The following is a 22,095-nucleotide window of genomic DNA, read 5'->3' as shown; positions in this document are numbered from 1 at the left end:
ACCGACCTCTCAAGCATTCAACCGCACACTCGCCCCGACACCCTTTTGCATCGCCACATCGACCAGCGTCCGGGCGGTCACCAGATCCTGTAGACCGATTCCGACGGAGTTGAACAGGGTGATGTCGTCGTCGCTTTGGCGGCCGAGAGCGGGATTCACGATCACATCGCCGAGTTCGACATCGACGTCCTGCGTCTGCAAGTGGCCTTCGGCGATCGCCACCAGGACATCTCCCGATTTGGTGAGTGCGGTCGGAATGCTGTCGACGATCAGCCGGCTGCTGCCGATCCCGGGGCCGTCGATCTCACGGTGGTCCGCGCGAGGAGGAGCGCCGACGGCGTTCAGGTGCAGGCCCGGGCGGAACCAGGCGCCCTCGACGATCGGTTCGCGCGACGGCGTCAGTGTGCAGACGATGTCGGCGGAGGCGAGAATAGACCGAGGGGATTCGGCGTATTCGATCTGGATGTCGAGATCGGCTGTCCGACGGCGGAAGCTGTCGACGGTTGACGCCGACCGTGACCACACCAGAACCTTCTCGATGTTCCGGATTTGGCAGATGGCGCGGGCGTGCTCCACCGCGAGGGTTCCGGCACCGATGAGCCCCAGAATCGAGCTCCGTTGCGTGGCAAGGTGAGCCGTCGCCACCGCGCTCGCCGCAGCAGTACGGATGGCTGTGATGAGGCGGCCGTCGAGTACTGCTTCGCACTCGCCGGTCTGTGCCGACATCAGCAGGATGGTCGATCGCTGACTCGGGAGCCCGCGGCCGACATTGGCCGGCATGTCCGACAACATCTTGACGACGCTGGCGCCCAACGGTTCTGACGACGCCACCATCGGGAGGGCGGTGCCGCCGTCGGCGATCGGCAACTGAGGGGGAGCGGGGTTACTCGCAGCACCTGATGTCAGATCAGCGTGAGCCTGCTCCACGGCGCGGTAGACCGAAGTCCGGTCGATGAGCGCGTCGATGTCGGAGTGGGTGAGGATGAGGGTCATGTCGCCTTCCGGGGCAAAGAGGTTCAGGAACGGCCGGCGTACGGCACGGTGAGGCACGACGGGGCTCGACGGCCACCGACCACGCCGCTGATCGCGACGATGGCGATGACGTACGGCAGCATCAGCAAGATCGCGTAGGGGATGTCGACTCCGACGGCAGGCAAGGCGAACTGAAGCGATCGGGCGATCCCGAAGAACAGGCACGCCCACACGATTCCGATCACTTTCCACCGTCCTGCGATCACTGCGACCACGGCGAGGTACCCGAGGCCGGCAGTCATGTTCTCGCTGAACGACTGCACTTCCGAGAGGGCCAGTTGAGATCCTGCGAGACCGCCTGTTGCGGCAGCCAGCAAGACGCACGCGGCCCGGATCTTGTTGACGGACAATCCTGTCCAGCCGGCCGATGTGGCGTCCTCGCCGACGGCGTCCACGCGGATGCCCGCCATGGTCTTGCCGGAGAACAGCAGCGCCAGCGCGATGACCACGAGCACACAGAGGTAGCCGAGGACTGATTGTCCGAACAGGGCCGGACCGACGATCGGGATGTCGGTCAGCAAGGGGATATCGACGCCGTTGAAGCCGGGTACACCCTGGCCTTTGCCGTCCTCGAGGAAGATGCGGGCACCGTAGGTGGTCAACCCCAGAGCCAATGCGTTGCCGGCAATTCCGACAACGATCTGGTCGGCTCGGAACCGCACCGTCAGCAACGCCTGGATGATGCCGAAGATGAGAGCCGCAAGCACGCCGCTGACGAGGCCGAGCATCGCCGAATCAAGTGTGGCAGAGGCCAACACGCTCGCGAAAGCGCCGGTGAGCATGATGCCCTCCATGCTGAGGTTGAGCACGCCTGCACGTTCGCTGATCGATTCACCTGCTGCGGCCACGATGAGCAGGATCGCGAAGGCCACCCCGCTGGTGAGGACCTGGGTGAGCATGTCGATGTTCATGACGTCGCCTTTGCGGGGGCTGTGATGGCGGGTGCCAAAGTGGCCTCGGGGGGCGCCACTGATCTCGACCGGGTGGTCCACAAGGCAGCGCCCGCGATCAAGATGATCAGCACGCTCTGCACCACGGTCACGGTGGAGGACGGAACTCCCGCGGCCAACTGCAGATTGATACCGCCGGCAACCAGGAATCCCAGGAACAGCGACACCCCGGCAACTGCTGTCATCGACCCGCGGGCAAGCAAACCGACCACGAGGCCGGTGAAACCGAAGCCTGACGAGAACCCTTCGGCCAAGACGAACGGGGCGGACGTGACAAGGATTCCACCGGCCAGCCCGGAGAATCCACCTGCGGTGGAGAGCCCCAGGAAACGGACGCGATCAACTGGGACACCCAGTCGACCCGATGCAGTCGGTGACAGTCCCACTGAGCGGAGCCGTAGTCCGATTGCGCTGTGCCGCAAAACCACTCCGACGGCCGTGATGGCAAGGAGCGCAATGACGATGGCCACGGTGGCCGGCGATTTGGTCAATCCCAGTAGCGGGAGGTGGCTCGCTTCGCTCAGCGACTCCGACTGCGGGAGCGTCTCCGACGAGGTCATCGGCTGCCGGAGCAAGCTCGGCTCCTGGACCATCAACACAACCAACGCCAGGCCGACAAAGTTGAGCAGCAGGGTGGTGATGATCTCGCTGGTACCGCGCCGAACATAGAGCCACGCCGCAATGGCCGCCCAACTTGCGCCGGCCAATACGGCAGCCACCAGCGCCAGGGTGACTCCAAGGAAGAGAGGCATGGCGTCGGGGATGGTCACGCCCACCGCAGTGGCAGCAATGCCGCCGAGACAGATCTGGCCTTCGCCTCCGACGTTCACCAGACCGGCCCGATAAGCGACGGTGAAGCCCGCCGCGATGAACATGATGATGGCAGCGTTGTTCAGCGAGGTGCCGACGGCGAAGGGCGAGCCGAATGTTCCCTGGATGAGGGCGTCGATGACCTCGGCGGGCCCGGCCCCAGCGCCTGCGGCCAACAGCAGTCCGATGCCTGCGGCGATCACCAAGGCAACGACGGCGACCACAAGAGGACTGTGGGCCCAATCGCCCTGCCGCAGTTTGGTACGAAGCAGAACAGCCGTCGGCATCATCCTGCCACCCCCATCATGAGCTCGCCGATGTCGTTTGTGGCAGAGGAAGACTCGGAGTCGACAGACCCGCGGATGGTGCCGCGGTAGGCGACGACAATGCGCGAGCAGAGGGTGACGAGCTCGTCGATCTCGCTGGAGATCACCAACACTGCGGCGCCAGACGCCGCGGCGTCCCGAAGACGGTCGAGCACAAAGGCGACGGCACCGACGTCGAGCCCACGGGTGGGTTGAGCCGCGACGACGACACGCAGCCCCGGGGTCGACAATTCCCGGGCCAGCACAACCTTCTGCTGGTTGCCGCCGGACAATGATCCGATGGGGATGTCGGGACCATCGGCGCGGATCGAGTACTCCGTGATGGCCTGCGCGGCATCAGCTCTCATACGCCGGCGATCCAGTAGGCCCCAGCGCCGGTAGTCGCTCAATCGGCCGAGTGCGTAGTTCTCGGCAAGTGATAGTTCGGCGACCATGCCCTCGGCGTGCCGGTCTTCGGGAATGACACCCATGCCCGCACGGGTGCGCTGCGCCGGAGTGTGTTCGGTGATGTCGAGCCCGTCGACACTGACTGTTCCGCGATCAGCGGCGACGGACCCGGACAACACTGCCGCCAGCTCCGACTGGCCATTGCCTTCGACACCTGCGATACCAACGATCTCTCCTGAGTGGACAGTCAAATCGACGTCTGACAGGGCAGTGCTGCCATCTGGGCGGGACAGCGTGACGCCCCTGACCTCCAAGCAGGGTGCTGCGTGATGCGGTGGCGATGACGGGCGTCGTTCGGACGCAACAGGTTGTGCGCCACCGAGCATCAGGTCGAGCAAGGAGTCCAGCGGTGTCTGCGACAGCCGGCCTCCGCCGACGACCGTCCCGCCTCGGAGCACAGTCGCCGCATCGGCCACGCGGGCGACCTCTCCGAGTTTGTGGGTGATCAGGACAACCGACTTGCCATCGGCGGCAAGGGCATTGCAGGTCTCGATCAGCGAGTCGATCTCACCGGGGTCGAGCACCGCAGTCGGTTCGTCGAGCAGGATGAGGTCTGGCCGTCGAAGCAGGGCTTTGACGATCTCCACCCGCTGTCGTGCGCCGATCGGAAGGTCACTGACGCGGGCGGTGCGGTCCACGGTCAATCCGTACGAATCGGCTATGCGCGCCAGGCCCTGCTCCACCTCATCGTGTGGCTGGCGAAAACCTCGCCGGCCCAACAACAGGTTGTCCTCCACTGTCATCGTGGGGATGAGTGAGAAGTGCTGATGCACCATGGCGACGCCGGACTCGAGTGCCGCTGCCGGTGTCGAAGGGCGGTACGGGGTTCCGTCGATGGTCATACTGCCCTGGTCCGCAGACACCGTTCCGTACACGACGTTGCACAGTGTCGACTTGCCTGCACCGTTCTCTCCGAGGATGCAGTGCACCGTGCCCCGTTCGACGGCCATGGTGACGTCGTCGAGCGCGCGAACACTGCCATACGACTTACCGATTCGATCGAGCGTCAACAGCGGGCTGGTTGCTGGGGTCATCGCGTCGGCCGTTTCAGTATGCCGTGACGGAGCCGGATGTCAGCGCCGCCTTTGCGTCGGTCAGCGCCTTGGTGGCGGCCGGGTCTTGCGAGCAGAGGATGAAGTCGCTGCCACCCTTGTCTGTTGTCAGACCGAACGGAACTTGTGCAGCCTCCCAGGAGCCGTCGAGCGTTGAAGAGACGGCGTATTCGATCTCGGTCCCGATGTCGGTGCGGACAAAACCTGCGTATACCGGGTTTGCGCAATCTCCGGGAATCGGTCCGCCGACCATACGATTGCCCGAGTCGCGTGCAGCTTGTTCGATGCCTTGTTTGCCGAGGTTGACGATCTGACCGAGGATGTTGGCACCTCCCGCGTAGGCGGTGCCCGCAGCCTGTTTGGCTTTGGCGGGATCGTTGAAGTCGCCGACATATTGGGGGCTGAGAACCTTGACATCGGGTCGGACAAACGTAGCCCCGTTCGAGAACGCCTTGGCCGCATTGACGATGGCCGGTAGCTCGACGCCTCCGACGAATCCGACCGTTCCGGTGGCCGATGAAGCCGCTGCCACTGCGCCGGAAAGGAATTCGGCTTCGGCCTGCTGCGGATCGTAGTAGGCGAGATTGTCCATCGGTTCGGCGTCGGAAGGTCCACCGATTTCGACGAACTTCACGTCTGGGAACTGCGGGGCGATCTTACGCACGTCGGCGTCGGTCTGGCCGCCGACCGAGATGACCAATTCGTTCTCAGATGCGAAGCGCTGCAATGCCTGCTGGTAGTCGGCTGGTGCGACTTGCTCGACATAACTGAGGTCAACCTGGTCACCGAGTGCCTTCTCGACCCTCTGGTATCCGAGGTAGCCCGACTCCATGAACCCGGTGTCGGTGACCGAGCCGGGGAAGAAGACTCCGACGGACAGGCTCCCGTCGTTGGCGTCGGCGCCCGAAGTGCCGCACCCTGACATTCCTACCGCAATGGCTCCGGCCGCGAGCAGCGCCACTGGTACGCGGACGGTTGTGGATCGAAATCTCATCGTGTCTCCTGATCGTCGGCCGCTGTGTTTTAGCGGTATACCGTTACGAGAAGAGTGGGGGCTGAGTGTTTCCATCCGATTACGAGCCGGTTAGTTATTGGTATACCGCTAAGTGGGTCTGGCTAGACTCGGCTGAACGAGGCGAAATCCGCGAGAGGACTTGGTGTTCATGCCTGCGGTAGAAGAGCTGACGGGTTCGGCAAACGATCGAAAGTCTTTGCGCCAGCACGCGTATGAGGAGATTCGGCGCCAGATCGTAGATCTGCGGCTGGCGCCGGGGTCGAGGCTGGTGGAGCGCGATCTCGCCGCAGAACTTGATGTCTCGCGTATCCCGCTGCGCGAGGCGTTGCAGTTGCTGCAGCAGGACGGACTGGTGGTTTTGGTGCCGAGACAAGGTGCAATCGTCTCGCCCTTCAGCGAGAACGATGTCCGAGATCTGTTCGACGTGCGCGAGAGTCTCGAAGTCCTTGCCGCCCGGCTTGCTGCCGAGCGCGCCGACGAGGAAGGTCTCGCCCGGTTGTCGGAGCAACTCGAAGCCGCTCGTGCCGCGACGCTGAAGCGGGACCGCCCAGCGATCGCAGCGGCCAATGCCAAGTTCCACCAAATGATCGTCGACCTGTCCGCGAACCCTCTGCTGGAGTCGCTGCTGCGCCCTCTGGAGGCGCGCACGCAGTGGCTCTTTCATCTGACAAAAGACCGGGATCCGGGCCGCCAATGCCACGAGCACGAGGAAATTCTTGCCGCCATCGCGGCCCACGACGCCGACCGTGCGGCCGAATCAGCCTTCCATCACGTTCATTCGGGCCGGCAGGCAAGCCTTGCGATGGCCGCCGAGTGGTCGGGCGGGTCGATCGATCCGGTGGAGGCCACGAAGGGACGTCGGCGGGCGAGACCTGAACCGACTTGAGCGGTGGGTGCTACACACCGCCGGTCGGAGAGCACGACAGGGTTCCGGCTAAACGCTGAATCGCTGTGCGTGCAGGGCCCGCATCTCGTCGACCAGAGCATCAGCCGGTCCGTCTACCGGCAATTGGGGCGCAACGGTGTTGATCGGCAGCCCGGCGACCGGTGAGGGAGGAGCATTCCATTCCGCGAGCCACTCCGACAATTGAGACGACGACACCGCATAGGCAATTCGGCCCAGTCCGACCCACGCGTGCGCCGCGGCGCACATCGGGCAATGCTCTCCGGAGGTGTACACCGTGGCCGCGGCCCGCGCGGCCGGCTCCATGTTCTCCACTGCCCATAACGCGATCGTCAGCTCGGGATGCCTTGTGTTGTCGCCGTCTTTGACGCGGTTGCGGTCTTCGAAAAGTGTTCGGCCGTCTGCGCTCACGAGCACTGAACCGAAGGGTTCATCGCCGGCCGCCAGCGCTTCGCGTGCCAGATCCACGCATCGCCGTAGGTGCTGTACATCGTCGTTCGTTATGCCCACAGGTGCGAGCGTACGACACCCTGGCTCGGTGAGCAGGTGTGTCCACGGTGGGGGTGCTGAACGGACCCGCGATTGCCGCAGGCCTGTTTCGAATCGCCACAATGGTAAAACTGAATTGTTCAATCGGCTTTGTCGGCGAAGATCAATTTGAGTCGCTGACTAATTCGTTCGCAGAACCAATTCAACCCGCTTAGTAAGGGTTCGCAATTGAATCCCTCGACGTGGTCGGGTCGGGCGATGTTCGAGGGCGAGACGAACGAACCCGACGGCTACACCCCCACGCTGCGGCTCCGGAAAGCTACGGCAAGGTGACCCCGCGGAGTCTTGCGGACCGCACACCGGCCTGGTGCCGCACGCAAGACAGCCCGCTGGTCTGCGGCTCACCAGCCAGGGGCAACGTTGCAGGAAGGCTGTCGTGGTGGGACGATCAGGGTGGGAACAGGCCGTGAATCGGATTCGACATTGTTCGAACAGGCTTTGAAATCCGACGGTTTTGATCGTCAGAATCATAAACTATGATCGTGACGATCAATTCGAAATTACTTCTAAAAGAACAGTTTCCCAATTCGGGATAGTGGGCCATACTTTCGACGTGTTCTTATGGATAGGCGTCGCCGTAGCCGCTTGGGTATTGATCTCGATCTTTGTCGCCATCGTGATGGCGCGCGTGATCAGTCACGCAGATCTCGAAGCCGAGGCCGCAGACCTTCGCGCTCTGCAGTCTGCGGGTCGGCCAAAGGAAACCGCGGGAAGCGCGTGATGGCGCTTCCCGTTTCCTCGACGTAGTAGCCCTCAGCTCGATTCTTCGAGGGACTCAGGCGTGGCGATCGGGTTTCCGCCGAGTTCTTCTTCTGCCCGGCGTTCGGTGAGAAGTGGGACGAAGTCGCGGATCGGTTGGCCATCGAACTTCCGGTACGCGTCCTCGACGACCTCGGCGACAGCTTCCGTCGGCACATCCGCGTGCTTGTCCGCCAGTTTGTCGGCGATCTGCTCGATCTGCTGCTGCTCTTGATCCTCGGGGTTCATACCTTTGACCGTACGGCGCGCACGTCGGACCCTCTAGTTTGTTCACGGGCTGTTGGCCCTACCGCCATCCGCTATTCGAGCGCACTGTGACGCGTCCGGCGATCAGGCTCCGAGCTTGGCGATCCGGTCGTCGAGGAGCGCGGCGATGGATGTCAGCTCCTCGTCGTTGACGTGCGCGACGTCGTGAGTCTCGCGCAATTCGCGCGCGGTGGCGACCACCAGCGCCGACTCATCCTTCTCCGCGCTGGCGCCGTCGATGACCGACAGCTGACCCATCTCCAAGATCAGATGCGCATCCTCGAACGAACTCTCGAGAAGTTCCCGGACGTGTGTTTCCGACACCATCGGTTGTCCTTTCATAGCTACGACCATGATCTGACTCGATCCGGCAGATACCCGTTGATCGCCGAGGGCAAACTCCGCGCCATGGCCGGCCACAGCAACATCTCAGCGCTGACAAGAGCAGGCGGGGGGAAAGCAGGAACAACTCGAAAAGCCACAGACGGGCGGTGTGTGTAACGAACTGGTGGCTCACCGATATAGGTGGGTGAATGGCTCGGACCGGTGGGGAAGTCGCTGGTAGCAGCGCTTTTCATTACCCTTCCGAAAGGTTTTCATTCTCATGACGCAACAGTTCTCCATGCCCGATAACTGGGATCGGCCAACCGGCGGGTCTCCATATGGGCAGCCACCGAAGAAGAAGCGGAAATGGCCGTGGATTGTTGCTGCTGTCTTCGCACTCCTCATGATCGTCGGCCTCGTGGCTCCTTCGGAGGAGCAGTCTGATGAAAAACCGAAAACTGTGGCCGAAGCGTCGACACCTGCGGTGACGTCACCGCCGAAGACAACATCGACAACCACCACCGCGACCACGACCACGACGACCGCGGCACCGCCGACCCGAATAGTGACCTCAGTGGTGACCTCCATCGTGGAGGTTCCGGTCACCCGAGGCATTCCGGACACGAACGCTGCGACTCAGGCGCCACTGCCTGTCATGCCGCGGACGTCGACACCGGTGTACGTGCCCGTTGCACCCGATAGCAACGCCGGAGCGGTCTATTACGAGAACTGCACAGCGGTGAAAGCGGCAGGTGCTGCTCCGATCATGCAGGGAGAAGCCGGCTATCGGCCCGCCCTCGACCGCGATGGCGACGGGGTGGCGTGCGAGACATAGCCGCTCAGCGCCGCCACTGGTAACGGATCTTGGGTCGACCGGCATTGCCGTAGTCCGTGTGGCGAGAGAGGGTTCCCTCGTCGGCCAGGCGTTCGAGATAACGCCAGGCCGTCACCCGCGACACGCCGACCTCGTTGGCGGCCTCGGCGGCGGTGAGACCTTCGGGACTGTCGCGGATCCGGCGGGCTATCTCGTCGGTGGTGCCGGGTGCCGCGCCTTTCGGGGCCGTGGATTTGTCTGTGGTGCCCCGCAATTCGGCGATCGCCCGGTCGACCTCGATCTGGCTGGCCGCGTCGGTGCCCGCGGGCAACGCCTGTCGATAACGCTGGTACCGCTCGAGGCGGTCGCGGAAAGCGGCGAACGTGAACGGTTTGAGCAGGTACGCCAGCGCCCCGTGGGCCACGGCGGCTCGCACCATCTCCAGATCTCGTTCGGACGTGATGGCGATGATGTCCGGAGCCGGGCGTAACCCTGACAGTGCTGATGCCAGGTCGATCCCGCTGGCGTCGGGCAGTCCCAGATCGAGGAGTACGAGGTCGATGGGTGTTGTCGTTGTCGCGGCCTCTGCGGCCGATCGCATGGCGTCCTGCGCCGTATGCACCACGGCGACAACGGAAAAGCCGTCGATCCGGCCCAGATACGTGCGGTGGGCTTCGGCGATCAGCGGTTCGTCTTCGACGACGAGAACGTTGATCATGCCGGCGGGCCGAAGGTGACGGTGACAACCGAGCCGTACGTCACCTCGGCAGTGAGGGTCCCTTCGTGGCGATCGACAACCTGGGACACGAGCGCCAAACCCAGTCCGCGCCTGCCCGCTTCGCCACCGGACTTGGTGGAGTATCCGCGTTGCCTCGCTTTGCTGAATTCCTCGGCGTCCATGCCCGGGCCACTGTCGGCGACCTGGATCAGCAGATGTTCGCCATCTTGCCGTACGGTCACCTCCACCCAGGGGTCGGACCGGTCGCATGCATCCAAGGCGTTGTCGACAAGGTTGCCCACCACGGTGACGAGTTCTTGGCCCGACAACACAGCGTGCTCGTTGTCCGAGGGAATCACGGTGTCGTCGGTGATCGTCAACTCGATACCCCGTTCATCGGCCTGAGCGCTCTTGCCCAGCAACAGGGCGGCCAGTGCGGGTTCACCGACCGATTCGGACAGCCGGTCGACCAACTTCTGCGACAACTCCAATTCGGTGGTGGCGAAGCGGACGGCCTCGTCGCCGCGTCCCATCTCCACCAGCGTCACGATGGTGTGCAGGCGGTTCGCCGATTCGTGAGCCTGCGATCGCAGCGATTCGGTGAACACCTTCATCGAGTCGAGTTCGCCCAGGGCGCCTTGCAATTCGGTCCTATCACGAATGGTGACCACCTCGGTCTCCGGCGACCGATTGCCGGGGACGCGAGACCTGTTGACCACCAGTACCCGGTCACCCGTCACGTGGACTTCATCGCGTGCGCCGGGGGAGTACGACCGGAGAAATGCGGGCAGGTTCTCTTTGTCCACCTCGCCTGCGGGCAGTGCCAGCAGGCGCCGGGCCTCGTCATTGGCCAGGGCCACGCCGTGTCGATCCAGCACGATCAATCCTTCCGACACCGAGTGAAGGATGGCGTCGTGATGTTCATACATCACCTGCAGTTCGGTGGGAGCCAACCCATGTGTCTGCCGCAGCAGGCGACGGCGAATCGCCCAGATCCCGACGAGGGACACGAGTAACGCGCCGGCGGCGATCAGCAGGATCTGCGGCAACTGCTGCTGCCAGCGCGAGAACAGCGTCTGCTGGGTGATCCCGGCCGACACCAGTCCGACGACCTCGCCGGACGACGAGCGCACCGGCGCGACAGCGCGGATCGACGGACCGAGAGTGCCGGTGTAGACCTCGGTGAAGGTGCGGCCCTGCAACGCAGGCTCGATGGTCCCGATGTACGGCCGGCCGATGAGTTCGGGATTCGTGTGGGTGAATCGTGTCCGGTCAGGCGCCATGATCGTGATGAACGCGATCTGGGTATCTGCCCGAACCCGTTCGGTCACCGGTTGCAGCACCGCTGTCGCGCTTCCGGATTCGATGGCCGCTGCGGTCGCCGGAGATTCGGCCAGCGCGCTGGCGATGCCGGTGACCTGCAACCGCGCCGCGGCGTCACCGTCGCGTCTCGCGTCGACGATCGCCAGCGCGCTGCCGCCCAGGACCATCACCGCGATCACGACCAGCTGCAGCACAAACGTTTGGCCGGCAAGTGAACGGGGCACCAACCTGGCCATGAAACCTCTCCGTCGGTTGAACGTAATGAACTAAATAGTGACCTGGCTCACCCCCGTAGAACACCATCCTTGCAGACCCATTCTTGTCACCAGTCAGAAGGAAGTTCGATCATGACAACCACACACGATCGTCAGGCCGACGGGGACGCTGCCGTTCCGAAACGACGCGATCGAACGCACTGGCTGTACATCGCGGTGGTCGTGGCCGTGATCGCCGGTGTCTTGGTCGGCATCCTGGCTCCCGGGGTCGGCAAAGACCTCGGAGTCCTCGGCACGATGTTCGTCAGCCTGATCAAGATGATGATCAGCCCGGTCATCTTCTGCACCATCGTCCTCGGCATCGGGTCGGTGCGCGCAGCCGCCACCGTCGGAAAGGTGGGCGGCCTGGCCTTCGCCTACTTCCTGGGTATGTCGACGGTCGCGCTGGCGATCGGACTCGTGGTCGGCAACCTGCTCAAGCCCGGTGATGGCCTGACCCTCGACCCCTCGGCGATGGGAAAGGGCACCGAACTCGCCGACAAGGCCCACGAATCGGGCGGCACGCTGGACTTCATCCAGTCGATCATCCCGACGTCGATGCTCTCGGCGCTGACCGAAGGCAGTGTGCTGCAGACCCTGTTCATCGCACTGCTGGTCGGCTTCGCCATCCAGAGTCTGGGCAAATCGGGCCAATCCGCACTGCGAGCCATCGAGACGCTGCAGAAGATCGTGTTCAAGGTGCTCGCCATGGTGCTGTGGCTCGCCCCGATCGGCGCTTTCGGCGCGATCGCGAACGTCGTCGGCCAAACCGGTTGGAGTGCGGTCACCGAACTGCTGACGTTGATGCTCGGCTTCTATGTCACCTGCGTCATCTTCGTCTTCGGGATCCTCGGCCTGCTGCTCCGCTTTGTCGCCGGCGTCTCGATCTTCAAGTTGGTGCGCTACCTCGCCCGTGAATATCTCCTGATCTTCGCCACCTCGTCGTCGGAGTCGGCGTTGCCGCGGCTGATCGCGAAGATGGAGCACCTCGGTGTCGAGCGCACCACTGTCGGAGTTGTTGTCCCGACCGGCTATTCGTTCAACCTCGACGGCACGGCGATCTACCTGACCATGGCCTCGCTGTTCGTGGCCGATGCCATGGGTCAGCCGCTCTCGCTCGGGGAGCAGATCTCGCTGCTGGTCTTCATGATCGTTGCCTCCAAGGGGGCTGCCGGCGTCAGCGGCGCGGGCCTGGCCACGCTCGCCGGCGGTCTGCAGAGCCACCGTCCCGAACTCCTCGACGGCGTCGGGATCATCGTCGGAATCGACCGGTTCATGTCCGAAGCGCGTGCGGTGACCAACTTCTCCGGCAACGCCGTGGCAACCATGCTGGTCGGTTCCTGGACCAAGACGATCGACAAGGATCAGGTCGACAGCGTGCTGCGCGGTGACGATCCGTTCGACGAGCTGACGATGGTCGACGACGGCCACGACAGCTGGGACAAAGACGACGACTCCGGCACGAAGGTGGACACCACGAAGAAGCCGGTGACTGCCTGAGTGTCACTTCTGGCAATGCTGTGCCGCGGACCGCTGGTCCGCGGCACAGCTGTTTTCATGCGGTGACCGTCGACAATTTGCTGAAATGGGCGAATCGAACAGCCCCGCGGGGTCACACCCGTCGGGAGGGCGTTCGCGACGTGAGGGGACCAGGTGGCCACAGAGGTCGACGATGGCGCGCACAGCCCTGCGATCTCACAGCAGGACCGGTGGATCCATCTGACCGAGTGGCCGCTGGCCATCGCCGGGGTCGTGTTCGTGCTCTGCTACGCCGTCGAAGTACTCGCCCAACCGGGTGGAACGGCGGAGGACCTCCTCGAGGCGGTCATCTTCATCACCTGGGCCGGCTTTGTCATCGACTATCTCGTGCGGCTCGGTCTCGCGGGTGAGCGACTCCGCTGGTTCGTCCGGCACCTACCCGAACTGCTGATCGTCGCGTTACCCGTCTTGCGCCCGCTACGTCTGCTGCGTCTGCTCGCGGTACTCGCCGTGCTCCATCGCGTTGCCGGTCAGGCAATCCGCGGGCGGGTGCTGGCGTACACGGTGGTTGCCTGCCTGATGCTGATCTTCGTCGCGTCGCTGGCAATCCTCGACACCGAGCGGGGTAGCGACGACGCCACCATCCGCAACTTCGAAGACGCGTTGTGGTGGTCCATCACCACGGTCACCACCATCGGCTACGGCGACTACGCGCCGACCACGCTCACCGGGAGGATGATCGCGGTCGGTCTGATGATCGGTGGCATCAGCCTGATCGGCGTCGTCACGGCCAGCATCGCCACCTGGATCGTCGAACGCGTCAACGAGACCGACGAAGCCAATCTCGCGGCCACCAAGCGTCAGATCGACGCGCTGCACGACGAGGTCCGCGACCTGCGGGCCGACATCGCTCGGCTCACACCACAGGCGCACCCGGGATCGACGACCAATGGTGCGGTCGTCGGCTCGGGCGACGCCGAACATCGGCCGTGACCCGCGCGGAGAAGCAGCTGGTCGTAGCGCGAATCGGCGGATCGGCGACCGTCGAAGCAATGAAAAGCGGTAGGCCAGTCGCTAGGCTACGAAGAGTCGGCCTGTAGCCCCCGGGTCGACAGACCGATCGAACAGCAAGCCCTGGAGGCGCGCATGGCAGACGAACGGTTCAACACGACAACGGATTCCGGTGCTCCGGTCACCAGCGATGAGCACTCGCTGACAGTGGGCGCCGGTGGTCCCATCGTTTTGCACGATCACTACTTGATCGAGCAGATGGCCCAGTTCAACCGCGAGCGAGTGCCCGAAAGGCAGCCCCACGCGAAGGGCAGTGGCGCGTTCGGATCGTTCGAGGTCACCGCTGATGTGTCCGACTACACCTGCGCAGCGGTCTTCCAGCCGGGCACCGTCACCGAGATGGCCGCGAGATTCTCCACCGTGGCGGGCGAGCGTGGAAGCCCCGACACCTGGCGGGACCCCCGCGGCTTCGCGCTCAAGTTCTACACCAGCGAGGGTGTCTACGACATGGTCGGCAACAACACGCCGGTCTTCTTCATCAAGGACCCGCTGAAGTTCCAGCACTTCATCCGGTCACAAAAACGGCGCGCGGACAACAACTTACGCGACCACGACATGCAATGGGACTTCTGGACGCTGTCCCCGGAGTCGGCGCACCAGGTCACCTGGCTGATGGGTGATCGCGGGATTCCGCGGACCTGGCGGCACATGAACGGTTACAGCTCCCACACCTATCTCTGGGTGAACAGCTCCGGTGCCAAGCACTGGGTGAAGTACCACTTCAAGACGGACCAGGGCATCGAGACGTTCACCCAGGACGAGGCCGACCAGATGGCCTCCGCCGACACCGACTACCACACCCGTGATCTGTACGAGGCCATCGACGGTGGCGACTTCCCGACGTGGACCATGAAGGTGCAGCTGATGCCGTTCGACGACGCAACGTCGTATCGGTTCAATCCCTTCGATCTGACCAAGGTCTGGCCGCACGACGACTATCCGCTGATCGAGGTCGGCCGGATGAAGCTCGACCGGAACCCCACCGACCATCACACCGAGATCGAGCAGGCCGCATTCGAGCCCAACAACCTCGTCCCCGGGATCGGGTTGAGTCCGGACCGCATGTTGCTGGCGCGCTCGTTTGCCTACGCGGATGCACACCGATACCGAATCGGCGTGAACTACAAGCAGATTCCGGTCAACGCCTCGAAGTATCCGGTGCACAGTTACTCCAAGGACGGCGCGATGCGGGTCACCAACGTGTCCGATCCCGTGTACGCACCCAATTCCAAAGGCGGTCCTGCCGCGCGTAACGACTTCCAGGGTGAGCCGGGCTGGGCGGCCGATGGTGACATCGTGCGCACCGCGTACGTCGATCACCCACAGGACGACGACTTCGGTCAGGCGGGCACGCTCATCCGAGAGGTGATGGATCAGGATGCCCGAGATCGACTGGTGGACAACGTCGTCGGTCATCTGCTGAACGGAGTGGAGGACCCGGTGCTCAGCCGGGCCTTCGAGTACTGGCAGCGCATCGACCCCGGTGTCGGCAAGGCGATCCGGGACGGTGTGGAGTCCAAGGCCGGGGAGTCCGATCCCAAGGCCGCGGACCAGGGCAATCCGGCTCGCGCCGGCATGCAGCAGAAGGCGTAGGGCATGGCAGAGATCGACCACGGGAAACTCGCGGTCCTGTTCGACATCGACGGTACCCTCGTGGACTCGGTGTATGCCCACGTCGCGGCCTGGCATGAGGCGCTGGCCGATGTCGATCTCACCGTTCCCCACTGGGAGATCCACCGCCGCATCGGGATGGATGGGTCGCTCCTGGTTGACGAACTCCTGGATATCGCGGGGGTGGGCGCGGACGCACCGGGGAGGTCGGATCTGGCTGATGCGGCGTCGAGCAAACACACCGAGGCCTATCTCCGTCGGTCCGATTCGTTGACCATCTTGCCCGGTGGGCGCGACGTCGTCAGACGGGCCAAGGAGCTCGGATACGTTGTGGTCCTTGCGACCTCGGCGCCGCAACAGGAACTGGAGATCCTGCGTGATCTGCTCGAGGTCGAGGACCACATCGATGCGGTGACCTCCGGGGAAGACGTGGAGACCGCCAAACCCGACGCGACGGTGGTGAAGATCGCGGTGGAGCGCGCCGGGGTGAGTGCCTCGAACGCGGTCATGGTCGGCGATGCCACCTGGGATGCCATCGCGGCGACAAAGGTGGGTGTTCGTTCGGTGGCCGTGCTGACCGGCGGCATCGGCGGTGATGCCCTCCGGGGTGCCGGCGCCAAGCGGGTGTTCCAGGACGCGCGCCATCTCGCGGACGACCTCGCCAAGACCGTCGATGGGTTGTGCGCCTCGCCCGGAAGCCGGCGTTAGGCGTTGCGGTAACGCTCGGCAACCCGAAGGTGGTACTCGGCGAGCGACACACATTCGTCGCGCAGTTCGGTGGGCGACAGAACTGTGAAATCGGCGTCGAACGCGTACAGCCACCGTGCGATCGACGCGACAGACTGGCCGTAGAGCTGTACCTCGCAGCTGTCGGTGTCGCCGGATTCCACCACGCCCCACTCGGCGTCGACCATGTCGGCGACCTTTTCGACGGGACTGTGAATCTGCACCCGCGCGTTGGCCTGGCGGTACACGGACCCCAGGCTGCGCGCGATGAATGCCGCGGCGCCGCCTTCGGGCAGTGACCGAGGTGAAAAGCGCGGGCCCGTCGGGATTTTCGGGGTGAGCCGGTCTAGGCGAAATGAACGCCAGTCGTCGCGACCAAGGTCCCACGCGAGCAAATACCACCGCGCGCCGCTGCGGACCAGGCGGTAGGGCTCCACTTCACGCCTGCTCTCTGCTCCGTCACGGGCTTTGTAGTCGAACCGGAGTCGCTCGTGCCGGTGACAGACCGCCGCGACATCGGCGAGAACGCCGGCATCCACCGCCACCCGGGTTCGGTTGGGGGTGGCGTCGACCTGCAGCGAATCGAGCCGGTGCCGAAGCCGCGACGGCATCACCTGACGCAACTTGGACATCGCGCGCACCGACGCCTCATCGAGGCCGGTGACCGAATTGGCTGCGCCGGCGCCCAGACTCAGCGCCACCGCCAGCACCTCGTGATCGTCGAGAAGCAGCGGTGGCATCTCGGCTCCGGCGCCGAGTTGGTACCCGCCGCCGACTCCCACACTGGCGTCCACCGGATACCCCAGTTCGCGTAGCCGGTCGATGTCGCGGCGCACGGTGCGGGTGGTGATGCCGAGCCGTGCCGCCAGGTCTGCTCCCGACCAGTCCTTACGGGTCTGAAGCAGGCTCAGGAGCCGGAGTAGTCGCGCTGAGGTATCCAACATGTTTTCGACAATGCCAGATATTGCGGACCGTTACTGTCCGCAATGGGTCATAGGTTCCTCTCATCGCAGTTCGCGACTCATTCCGGGAGGACAACAGAGATGACTCAGACACACGACATGCCGGCCATCGAGATGGTGGGCCTGACCAAGACCTTCAAGCAGGGCAAGAGCACCGTCGAAGCAGTCAAGGGCATCGATCTGGCGGTGAAGGAGGGGGAACTCGTCGCATTCCTCGGGCCCAACGGGGCGGGTAAGTCCACCACGCTGCGGATGATCACCACGCTGTTGCGGCCCACGTCCGGCGCGGCGTGGCTGGCCGGCCACAACATCGCCGACGAGCCCGATGCGGTCCGGCGCAAGATCGGCTACGTGGGCCAGGGCAACGGTGGCGGCAACAATCAACGCGTACGTGAGGAACTCATCACCCAGGGTCTGTGCTACGGATTCGGCAAAGCCGAGAGTTCGCTTCGCGCAGACGAATTGATCGCGGCTCTCGACCTCACGGGGATGGAGAACCGAAAGGTGAGCACTCTCTCGGGAGGTCAGCGTCGTCGACTCGACATCGCGCTCGGCATCGTGCACCGGCCTCCGGTGATCTTCCTCGATGAACCGACCACGGGCATGGATCCCCAGAGCCGGGCCAACCTGTGGACACACATCCAGCGGTTGCGCGCGGAGACCGGTGCCACGATCGTGCTGACCACGCACTACCTCGACGAGGCCGACGCGATGGCCGAGCGAGTGGTCGTCATCGACAAGGGCACGGTCATCGCCGACGACTCCGCGGCGGCGCTCAAAGACACTCTTGCCGGCGACAGCGTCAGCCTCACCGCCGACTCCTCCGACGGTGCCGCAGAACTGGCCCGGATCGCCACCTCGATCGATGCGGTACGCAGCGCCGAGGTGACCGGCGAGTCCGTCGAACTGCAGGTTGTCGGCGCCGACAAGGTGCTGCCCCAGGTGATCACCGCAGCTGCGGCCAGGGCTGTTGCGGTACGTAGTGCATCTTCGACGCGCCCGACCCTCGACGACGTCTTCCTGTCACTCACCGGACGAAGCCTGCGCGAAACCGCAGCCGTCTGAACACCTTTCCCTCAAACCCTTTGCCAAGTCTTCAGGAGAAACCGATGACAACATCAATCATCCGCGACAGTTCCATCGTTCTGACCCGTGAATTGCGGCCGACGGTCCGGGATCCGTTCACCGTGATCTTCAGCCTCGTGCAGCCGCTGATCCTGCTTGCCCTGTTCGGCCCGCTTCTGAAAGATGTTCCGGGTGCCGGTGATTCGGGCAATGTATGGAACTGGTTCATTCCGGGTGTGCTGGCGATGATCGCGATCTTCGGCACGTCGATGACCGGTTCCAACCTGATGGACGAGATCCACTCGGGCAGTCATGAGCGGATGCTCGTCACGCCGTTGAGCCGCAGCTCGTTGCTGATCGGACGCGCGTTGAAAGAAATGGTGCCGCTCGCAGCGCAGGCCGTGATCATCTTGCTGGTCGGTCTGCCGTTGGGCTTCGACATCAACCTCGGGGGAGCGGCCATCGGCATCCTCATCCTCGGTGTGTTCGGCGTCGGACTCGGAGCCCTGTCGTACACGCTGGCTCTTGCTGTGCGCGAACAGGACTGGGTGTTCTGGACGGTACAGCAGACGCTGATGTTCCCGATGCTGATCCTGTCGGGCACCATGCTCCCGCTCGATGACGCGCCGGGATGGATGAAGGTGTTGGTGAACATCAACCCGTTGCACTACGTGGTGGAAGCAGAGCGCGCGCTGTTCGTCGGCGACTTCGACGCCAAGACAGTGCTATCCGGTGTGATCGCGGCTCTCATCGTGGCCGTCGGCGGAATTGCCGCAGGTGTGCGGGCGATCAGTGCGGCGTCGCGCAGCTGATCCCATCACGAGATGTGGCCTTGTCACGCACTCCTCGGCGGAGTGCGTGACAAGGCCAGACTGCGGTTCGCATCCTCTAGGGCAGGATGGCTGCGGTCTTGGCGGCCCGCATCCAATCAGGGAATTCCGAGAGCAGACGCTGGTACAGATCGTCATCGGACACCTGATCGATGTCGTCGAGAGCAAAGAAGCCGGCGTTGTCCACGACGCGGCCCTCCATGTCGTCGAGTCGTTCGAGGACTCCGTAGTTGGCCCTGCCGATCCCCACGAACTGCCAGAACACCGGAGCGCTCGACGCGGCACGCATCAGCTCGCTGATCGGTCCCTTTTTCCGGAAACCGCCGTCGGTGAAGAACAGGACAAGCACCGGCCGTCCGGGGACAACCGTGTTCAGGATCTCGTTGATGATCGGCAGTTCATCGTTCGACGCTCCGATCGCGTCGTAGTCGATGCCCCCGTGAACACCCGACAAGTGGAGGAACTCCTCGGTCCACGACTCGACGTTCGTCACACTGATGTCGGGGACACGCGCAAAACCACGGGCATACATGTACGGCTCCAACTGGCCGTCGTCGTCGATCTGGGTGGCCACCGCCAGCATCCGTTCGACCACGCGGTGCACCACCCGGCCTGAGTATTGCCTGGACATACTCCCGGTCTTGTCGATGACAAGAATCACCCGGGCTCGGACGCCGGTCGCGTTCTTGCTGAGCAGCACCTTGTGCACCTCACGCTTGCGCATGTCGAGGCGCTGGCGCTTGTCGAGGGATAGTTTCTCTTCACCCGCAACAGATCTCACCGCCGGGACCTCGGGGGCGGGCGATGTGGCCGCGGGTTCGTCATCGACCTCCACACCGTGTTCCCGAACCAGATCCGCGAAGCCGCGATCCCATCCGGCGCTGACATTGCGGATCTTCCACTCACCGCCCCGCCGATAGATCTCGCCCAACACCGCGGCACGTTCGGTACTCAATCCGGCTGCGGGTAGCTCGATCTGGACTCCGGTCCCGCTCGCAGTGGCCGCCAGAGCGGGTAGCGCCGACAGGGGAGACGAGTACCCCTCGTCGCAGGCAACCGCAACGGCAACGGTGTGGACGTCGGCTGGCACCCTCTCGAGGTCGACCGTCAGGGTGGTGCCACCCGACAGCACAACCGCGCCGTCGGCCGATTGCGGCTGGTTGAAGAAGATGAAGTCCGAATCGGTTCGCGTCTTGTGGTTGTCGCCGAGAAGAAACGCCATCACGTCAACTGTGCCGGGCGACGCTCCGGTGACCGCGACAGTGAGAACGCCGGAAGAGATGAGTGTGTTTGCGCCTCGCGACAGGGTGACCATGGCGCTCAGTATCGACGATGGTGCGCCGAACACGCATCTGATGTCGACCCATCAGCCGATCCGGTCCGAGGTCATGCAGCAGGCAGGCCCGCCAGGGGCTGCACGGTCTTGGCGATGCCGTAGCCGGCACTCCACGGGTAGAGCCCTGCCGAATCCGGCCAGACCAGTTGCCACGCCGACACACTGCCGTAGACGCGGTTCGCGACGCGCAGGTCCGATGTGGTGAGTGCTTCGATGGCCACCAGGTCCAGGTCGTTGTCGAAGAAACCCGACAGGCGTTCACCGGCGGTGAGGCTGCCTCCAGCTCGTGCGATCCGGTGTCCGACAGTGTTGAGGATGGATCCGGCGGTGCCCGGTTCGAGTCCGTAGATGATCAGCTCGGGGTGTGCCAGCGAGGTCAGCCCGGTGGTGTAGGCGAGCGACGGGAATCCGACCTGGACGGCCGCCCGTACCGCGGTGACCGTCCAATAGCGTTTGGCAATCGCGCGGTGGGCGAAATCGACCGGATCGGATTGCTGACGCATGGCGTCCTCCTTGGCTGTCTGGCTGGTGCAGATCGTTGTGCCGGGAGGTTAACGTCGGCCTCTGACAAGTCGGCCTTCTGACGGAGGGTTGCGTTCGAGTGCGCTCGAAGACCTAGCGTCGCCACCATGACAAAGAACTGGATCATCACCGGCGCATCCTCGGGCATCGGACGGGCTCTCACCGAAGCGGCGTTGGCAGCAGGGGACTGCGTGGTTGCCGCGATGCGACGACCCGAGCGGATCGCCGATCTGCTCACCACGTACCCCGACGCGCTGCTGGCGGTTCGCCACGACGTGCGCGACACCGCTTCTGCGGCTCACCTCGTCGCCGGAGCCGTGGAGCGCTTCGGTGCCATCGACCTATTGGTCAACAACGGTGGAGTCGGGCAGATCGGGGCAGCCGAGGAGATCGACGACCGGCAATTACGAGACATGCTCGACCAGCACCTGTTCGGTCCTGCGGCCCTGGTACGGGCGGTACTGCCCGGTATGCGAGAGCAGGGCAAAGGAACAATCGTGCAGATCAGCAGCCAAGGCGGACGCGTGTCATTCCCGGGTGCCGGGTCCTACTCCGCGGGTAAGTTCGCGCTCGAAGGGTGGTCTGAAGCGTTGGCCGGCGAGGTGGAACCATTTGGCATCAGAGTTCTCATCGTCGAGCCGAGCCGCTTCCGAACCGGTTTCAACGCACCCGACGTACTCAAACTCGCAACGCCATCGAAGACCTATGGCCCTCTGCTGGCTGCGGTGCGCGCCGACATGCTGGCCGTGGACGGAAAGCAGGAGGGCGATCCCGCTCGCGCGGCGGACATCATCCGGTCGTTGGTCGACGCCGAGAGCGCGCCGTTGCGGGTCCCACTCGGACGTGAAGCGGTACGTCGGCTCGCCACCGCTCACCGACGTGGACTCGAGGAGCTCGACAAGATCGCCGCACTGTCCGAGAGCGCAGACTTTCCGGGCGTCCCAGAATCGGTTCGACCGGTCTAGCGTTG

23 protein-coding genes are annotated in these 22,095 nt (G+C 64.0%); 10 read left to right on the top strand and 13 right to left on the bottom strand.

Annotated elements, in window-relative coordinates; translation table 11 throughout:
- Window positions 1-9 precede the first annotated feature (9 nt).
- From WIMU1_RS19575 to WIMU1_RS19555, 5 genes are read right to left on the bottom strand one after another with little or no spacing between them, the layout of a single operon-like run.
- Window positions 10-993 (bottom strand): ornithine cyclodeaminase family protein, encoded by a 984-nt coding sequence (locus WIMU1_RS19575; protein ID WP_062799887.1) that lies wholly within the window; start codon window positions 991-993, stop codon window positions 10-12.
- 23 nt (window positions 994-1,016) lie between these two features.
- Window positions 1,017-1,943 carry an ABC transporter permease gene (locus tag WIMU1_RS19570; protein WP_062799644.1) on the bottom strand — a complete coding sequence of 309 codons (927 nt, stop codon included), beginning with the start codon at window positions 1,941-1,943 and terminating at the stop codon, window positions 1,017-1,019.
- Window positions 1,940-3,079, bottom strand: coding sequence for an ABC transporter permease (locus WIMU1_RS19565; protein ID WP_062799643.1), 1,140 nt, complete (start codon window positions 3,077-3,079; stop codon window positions 1,940-1,942). The genes WIMU1_RS19570 and WIMU1_RS19565 overlap by 4 nt, the downstream gene beginning before the upstream one ends.
- The gene (locus WIMU1_RS19560) at window positions 3,079-4,599 is read right to left on the bottom strand and encodes an ABC transporter ATP-binding protein (RefSeq protein WP_062799638.1); all 1,521 of its coding nucleotides are present in this window, start codon (window positions 4,597-4,599) and stop codon (window positions 3,079-3,081) included. The genes WIMU1_RS19565 and WIMU1_RS19560 overlap by 1 nt, the downstream gene beginning before the upstream one ends.
- A gap of 13 nt (window positions 4,600-4,612) precedes the next feature.
- A complete protein-coding gene (locus WIMU1_RS19555) occupies window positions 4,613-5,611 on the bottom strand; it encodes a BMP family ABC transporter substrate-binding protein (RefSeq protein WP_062799637.1) in 999 nt (332 codons plus the stop codon).
- Window positions 5,612-5,780: 169 nt separating this feature from the next.
- Here WIMU1_RS19555 and WIMU1_RS19550 point away from each other — a divergent pair, with 169 nt between their 5' ends.
- Window positions 5,781-6,518, top strand: a complete 738-nt coding sequence (locus WIMU1_RS19550) for a GntR family transcriptional regulator (protein ID WP_174548757.1) — start codon at window positions 5,781-5,783, stop codon at window positions 6,516-6,518.
- A gap of 48 nt (window positions 6,519-6,566) precedes the next feature.
- On the opposite strand, the gene WIMU1_RS19545 is transcribed toward WIMU1_RS19550, so the two are convergent.
- Window positions 6,567-7,046, bottom strand: a complete 480-nt coding sequence (locus tag WIMU1_RS19545) for a nucleoside deaminase (protein WP_030171671.1) — start codon at window positions 7,044-7,046, stop codon at window positions 6,567-6,569.
- 592 nt (window positions 7,047-7,638) lie between these two features.
- Here WIMU1_RS19545 and WIMU1_RS19540 point away from each other — a divergent pair.
- Window positions 7,639-7,806, top strand: coding sequence for a hypothetical protein (locus WIMU1_RS19540; protein ID WP_157366799.1), 168 nt, complete (start codon window positions 7,639-7,641; stop codon window positions 7,804-7,806).
- A 32-nt stretch (window positions 7,807-7,838) separates the two neighbouring features.
- Here the strand turns inward: WIMU1_RS19540 and WIMU1_RS19535 are convergent, their stop codons facing one another.
- Together WIMU1_RS19535 and WIMU1_RS19530 are read right to left on the bottom strand one after the other, a co-directional pair.
- Window positions 7,839-8,072: a three-helix bundle dimerization domain-containing protein gene (locus tag WIMU1_RS19535; protein WP_062799633.1), complete on the bottom strand. Its 234-nt coding sequence runs from the start codon at window positions 8,070-8,072 to the stop codon at window positions 7,839-7,841.
- 102 nt (window positions 8,073-8,174) lie between these two features.
- Entirely contained in the window at window positions 8,175-8,432 is a 258-nt protein-coding gene (locus tag WIMU1_RS19530; RefSeq protein ID WP_062799631.1) for a hypothetical protein, read from the bottom strand.
- 262 nt (window positions 8,433-8,694) lie between these two features.
- On the opposite strand from WIMU1_RS19530, the gene WIMU1_RS26530 reads away from it, so the two are divergent.
- A complete protein-coding gene (locus WIMU1_RS26530) occupies window positions 8,695-9,249 on the top strand; it encodes an excalibur calcium-binding domain-containing protein (protein ID WP_211339021.1) in 555 nt (184 codons plus the stop codon).
- 4 nt (window positions 9,250-9,253) lie between these two features.
- Here WIMU1_RS26530 and WIMU1_RS19520 read toward each other — a convergent pair whose 3' ends face one another.
- Window positions 9,254-9,946 carry a response regulator gene (locus tag WIMU1_RS19520; protein ID WP_062799627.1) on the bottom strand — a complete coding sequence of 231 codons (693 nt, stop codon included), beginning with the start codon at window positions 9,944-9,946 and terminating at the stop codon, window positions 9,254-9,256.
- Window positions 9,943-11,505, bottom strand: a complete 1,563-nt coding sequence (locus tag WIMU1_RS19515) for a sensor histidine kinase (protein ID WP_062799625.1) — start codon at window positions 11,503-11,505, stop codon at window positions 9,943-9,945. The genes WIMU1_RS19520 and WIMU1_RS19515 overlap by 4 nt, the downstream gene beginning before the upstream one ends.
- 111 nt (window positions 11,506-11,616) lie before the next feature.
- On the opposite strand from WIMU1_RS19515, the gene WIMU1_RS19510 reads away from it, so the two are divergent.
- From WIMU1_RS19510 to WIMU1_RS19495, 4 genes are all read left to right on the top strand, one after another.
- Window positions 11,617-13,023 (top strand): cation:dicarboxylate symporter family transporter, encoded by a 1,407-nt coding sequence (locus WIMU1_RS19510; protein WP_062799624.1) that lies wholly within the window; start codon window positions 11,617-11,619, stop codon window positions 13,021-13,023.
- A 153-nt stretch (window positions 13,024-13,176) separates the two neighbouring features.
- Window positions 13,177-13,995 (top strand): potassium channel family protein, encoded by an 819-nt coding sequence (locus WIMU1_RS19505; RefSeq protein WP_371850307.1) that lies wholly within the window; start codon window positions 13,177-13,179, stop codon window positions 13,993-13,995.
- Window positions 13,996-14,148: 153 nt separating this feature from the next.
- Window positions 14,149-15,666 carry a catalase gene (locus tag WIMU1_RS19500; RefSeq protein ID WP_062799623.1) on the top strand — a complete coding sequence of 506 codons (1,518 nt, stop codon included), beginning with the start codon at window positions 14,149-14,151 and terminating at the stop codon, window positions 15,664-15,666.
- Between the two features lie 3 nt (window positions 15,667-15,669).
- On the top strand, window positions 15,670-16,392 hold the full coding sequence (locus tag WIMU1_RS19495; protein ID WP_062799621.1) for an HAD family hydrolase: 723 nt from the start codon (window positions 15,670-15,672) through the stop codon (window positions 16,390-16,392).
- Here WIMU1_RS19495 and WIMU1_RS19490 read toward each other — a convergent pair.
- Window positions 16,389-17,354, bottom strand: coding sequence for a helix-turn-helix transcriptional regulator (locus WIMU1_RS19490; RefSeq protein WP_062799619.1), 966 nt, complete (start codon window positions 17,352-17,354; stop codon window positions 16,389-16,391). The genes WIMU1_RS19495 and WIMU1_RS19490 overlap by 4 nt on opposite strands.
- A 99-nt stretch (window positions 17,355-17,453) precedes the next feature.
- Between WIMU1_RS19490 and WIMU1_RS19485 the strand changes: the two genes are divergently transcribed.
- On the top strand, window positions 17,454-18,437 hold the full coding sequence (locus WIMU1_RS19485) for an ABC transporter ATP-binding protein (protein ID WP_062799616.1): 984 nt from the start codon (window positions 17,454-17,456) through the stop codon (window positions 18,435-18,437).
- 44 nt (window positions 18,438-18,481) lie between these two features.
- On the top strand, window positions 18,482-19,249 hold the full coding sequence (locus tag WIMU1_RS19480) for an ABC transporter permease (protein ID WP_062799613.1): 768 nt from the start codon (window positions 18,482-18,484) through the stop codon (window positions 19,247-19,249).
- A gap of 76 nt (window positions 19,250-19,325) precedes the next feature.
- Here WIMU1_RS19480 and WIMU1_RS19475 read toward each other — a convergent pair whose 3' ends face one another.
- Together WIMU1_RS19475 and WIMU1_RS19470 are read right to left on the bottom strand one after the other, a co-directional pair.
- Window positions 19,326-20,582, bottom strand: a complete 1,257-nt coding sequence (locus tag WIMU1_RS19475; RefSeq protein WP_062799881.1) for a VWA domain-containing protein — start codon at window positions 20,580-20,582, stop codon at window positions 19,326-19,328.
- A 71-nt stretch (window positions 20,583-20,653) separates the two neighbouring features.
- Complete coding sequence (locus WIMU1_RS19470; protein WP_023953847.1) at window positions 20,654-21,106, bottom strand: DUF4262 domain-containing protein; 453 nt, start codon at window positions 21,104-21,106, stop codon at window positions 20,654-20,656.
- A 126-nt stretch (window positions 21,107-21,232) separates the two neighbouring features.
- On the opposite strand from WIMU1_RS19470, the gene WIMU1_RS19465 reads away from it, so the two are divergent.
- Window positions 21,233-22,090 carry an SDR family NAD(P)-dependent oxidoreductase gene (locus WIMU1_RS19465; protein ID WP_062799612.1) on the top strand — a complete coding sequence of 286 codons (858 nt, stop codon included), beginning with the start codon at window positions 21,233-21,235 and terminating at the stop codon, window positions 22,088-22,090.
- The last annotated feature ends 5 nt before the right edge of the window (window positions 22,091-22,095 follow it).

The organism is Williamsia muralis NBRC 105860 (assembly GCF_001598915.1).
Lineage (GTDB): Bacteria > Actinomycetota > Actinomycetes > Mycobacteriales > Mycobacteriaceae > Williamsia > Williamsia muralis.
Note: the sequence above shows the minus strand (reverse complement) of the source record. Positions and strands in the feature narration are given on the sequence as shown.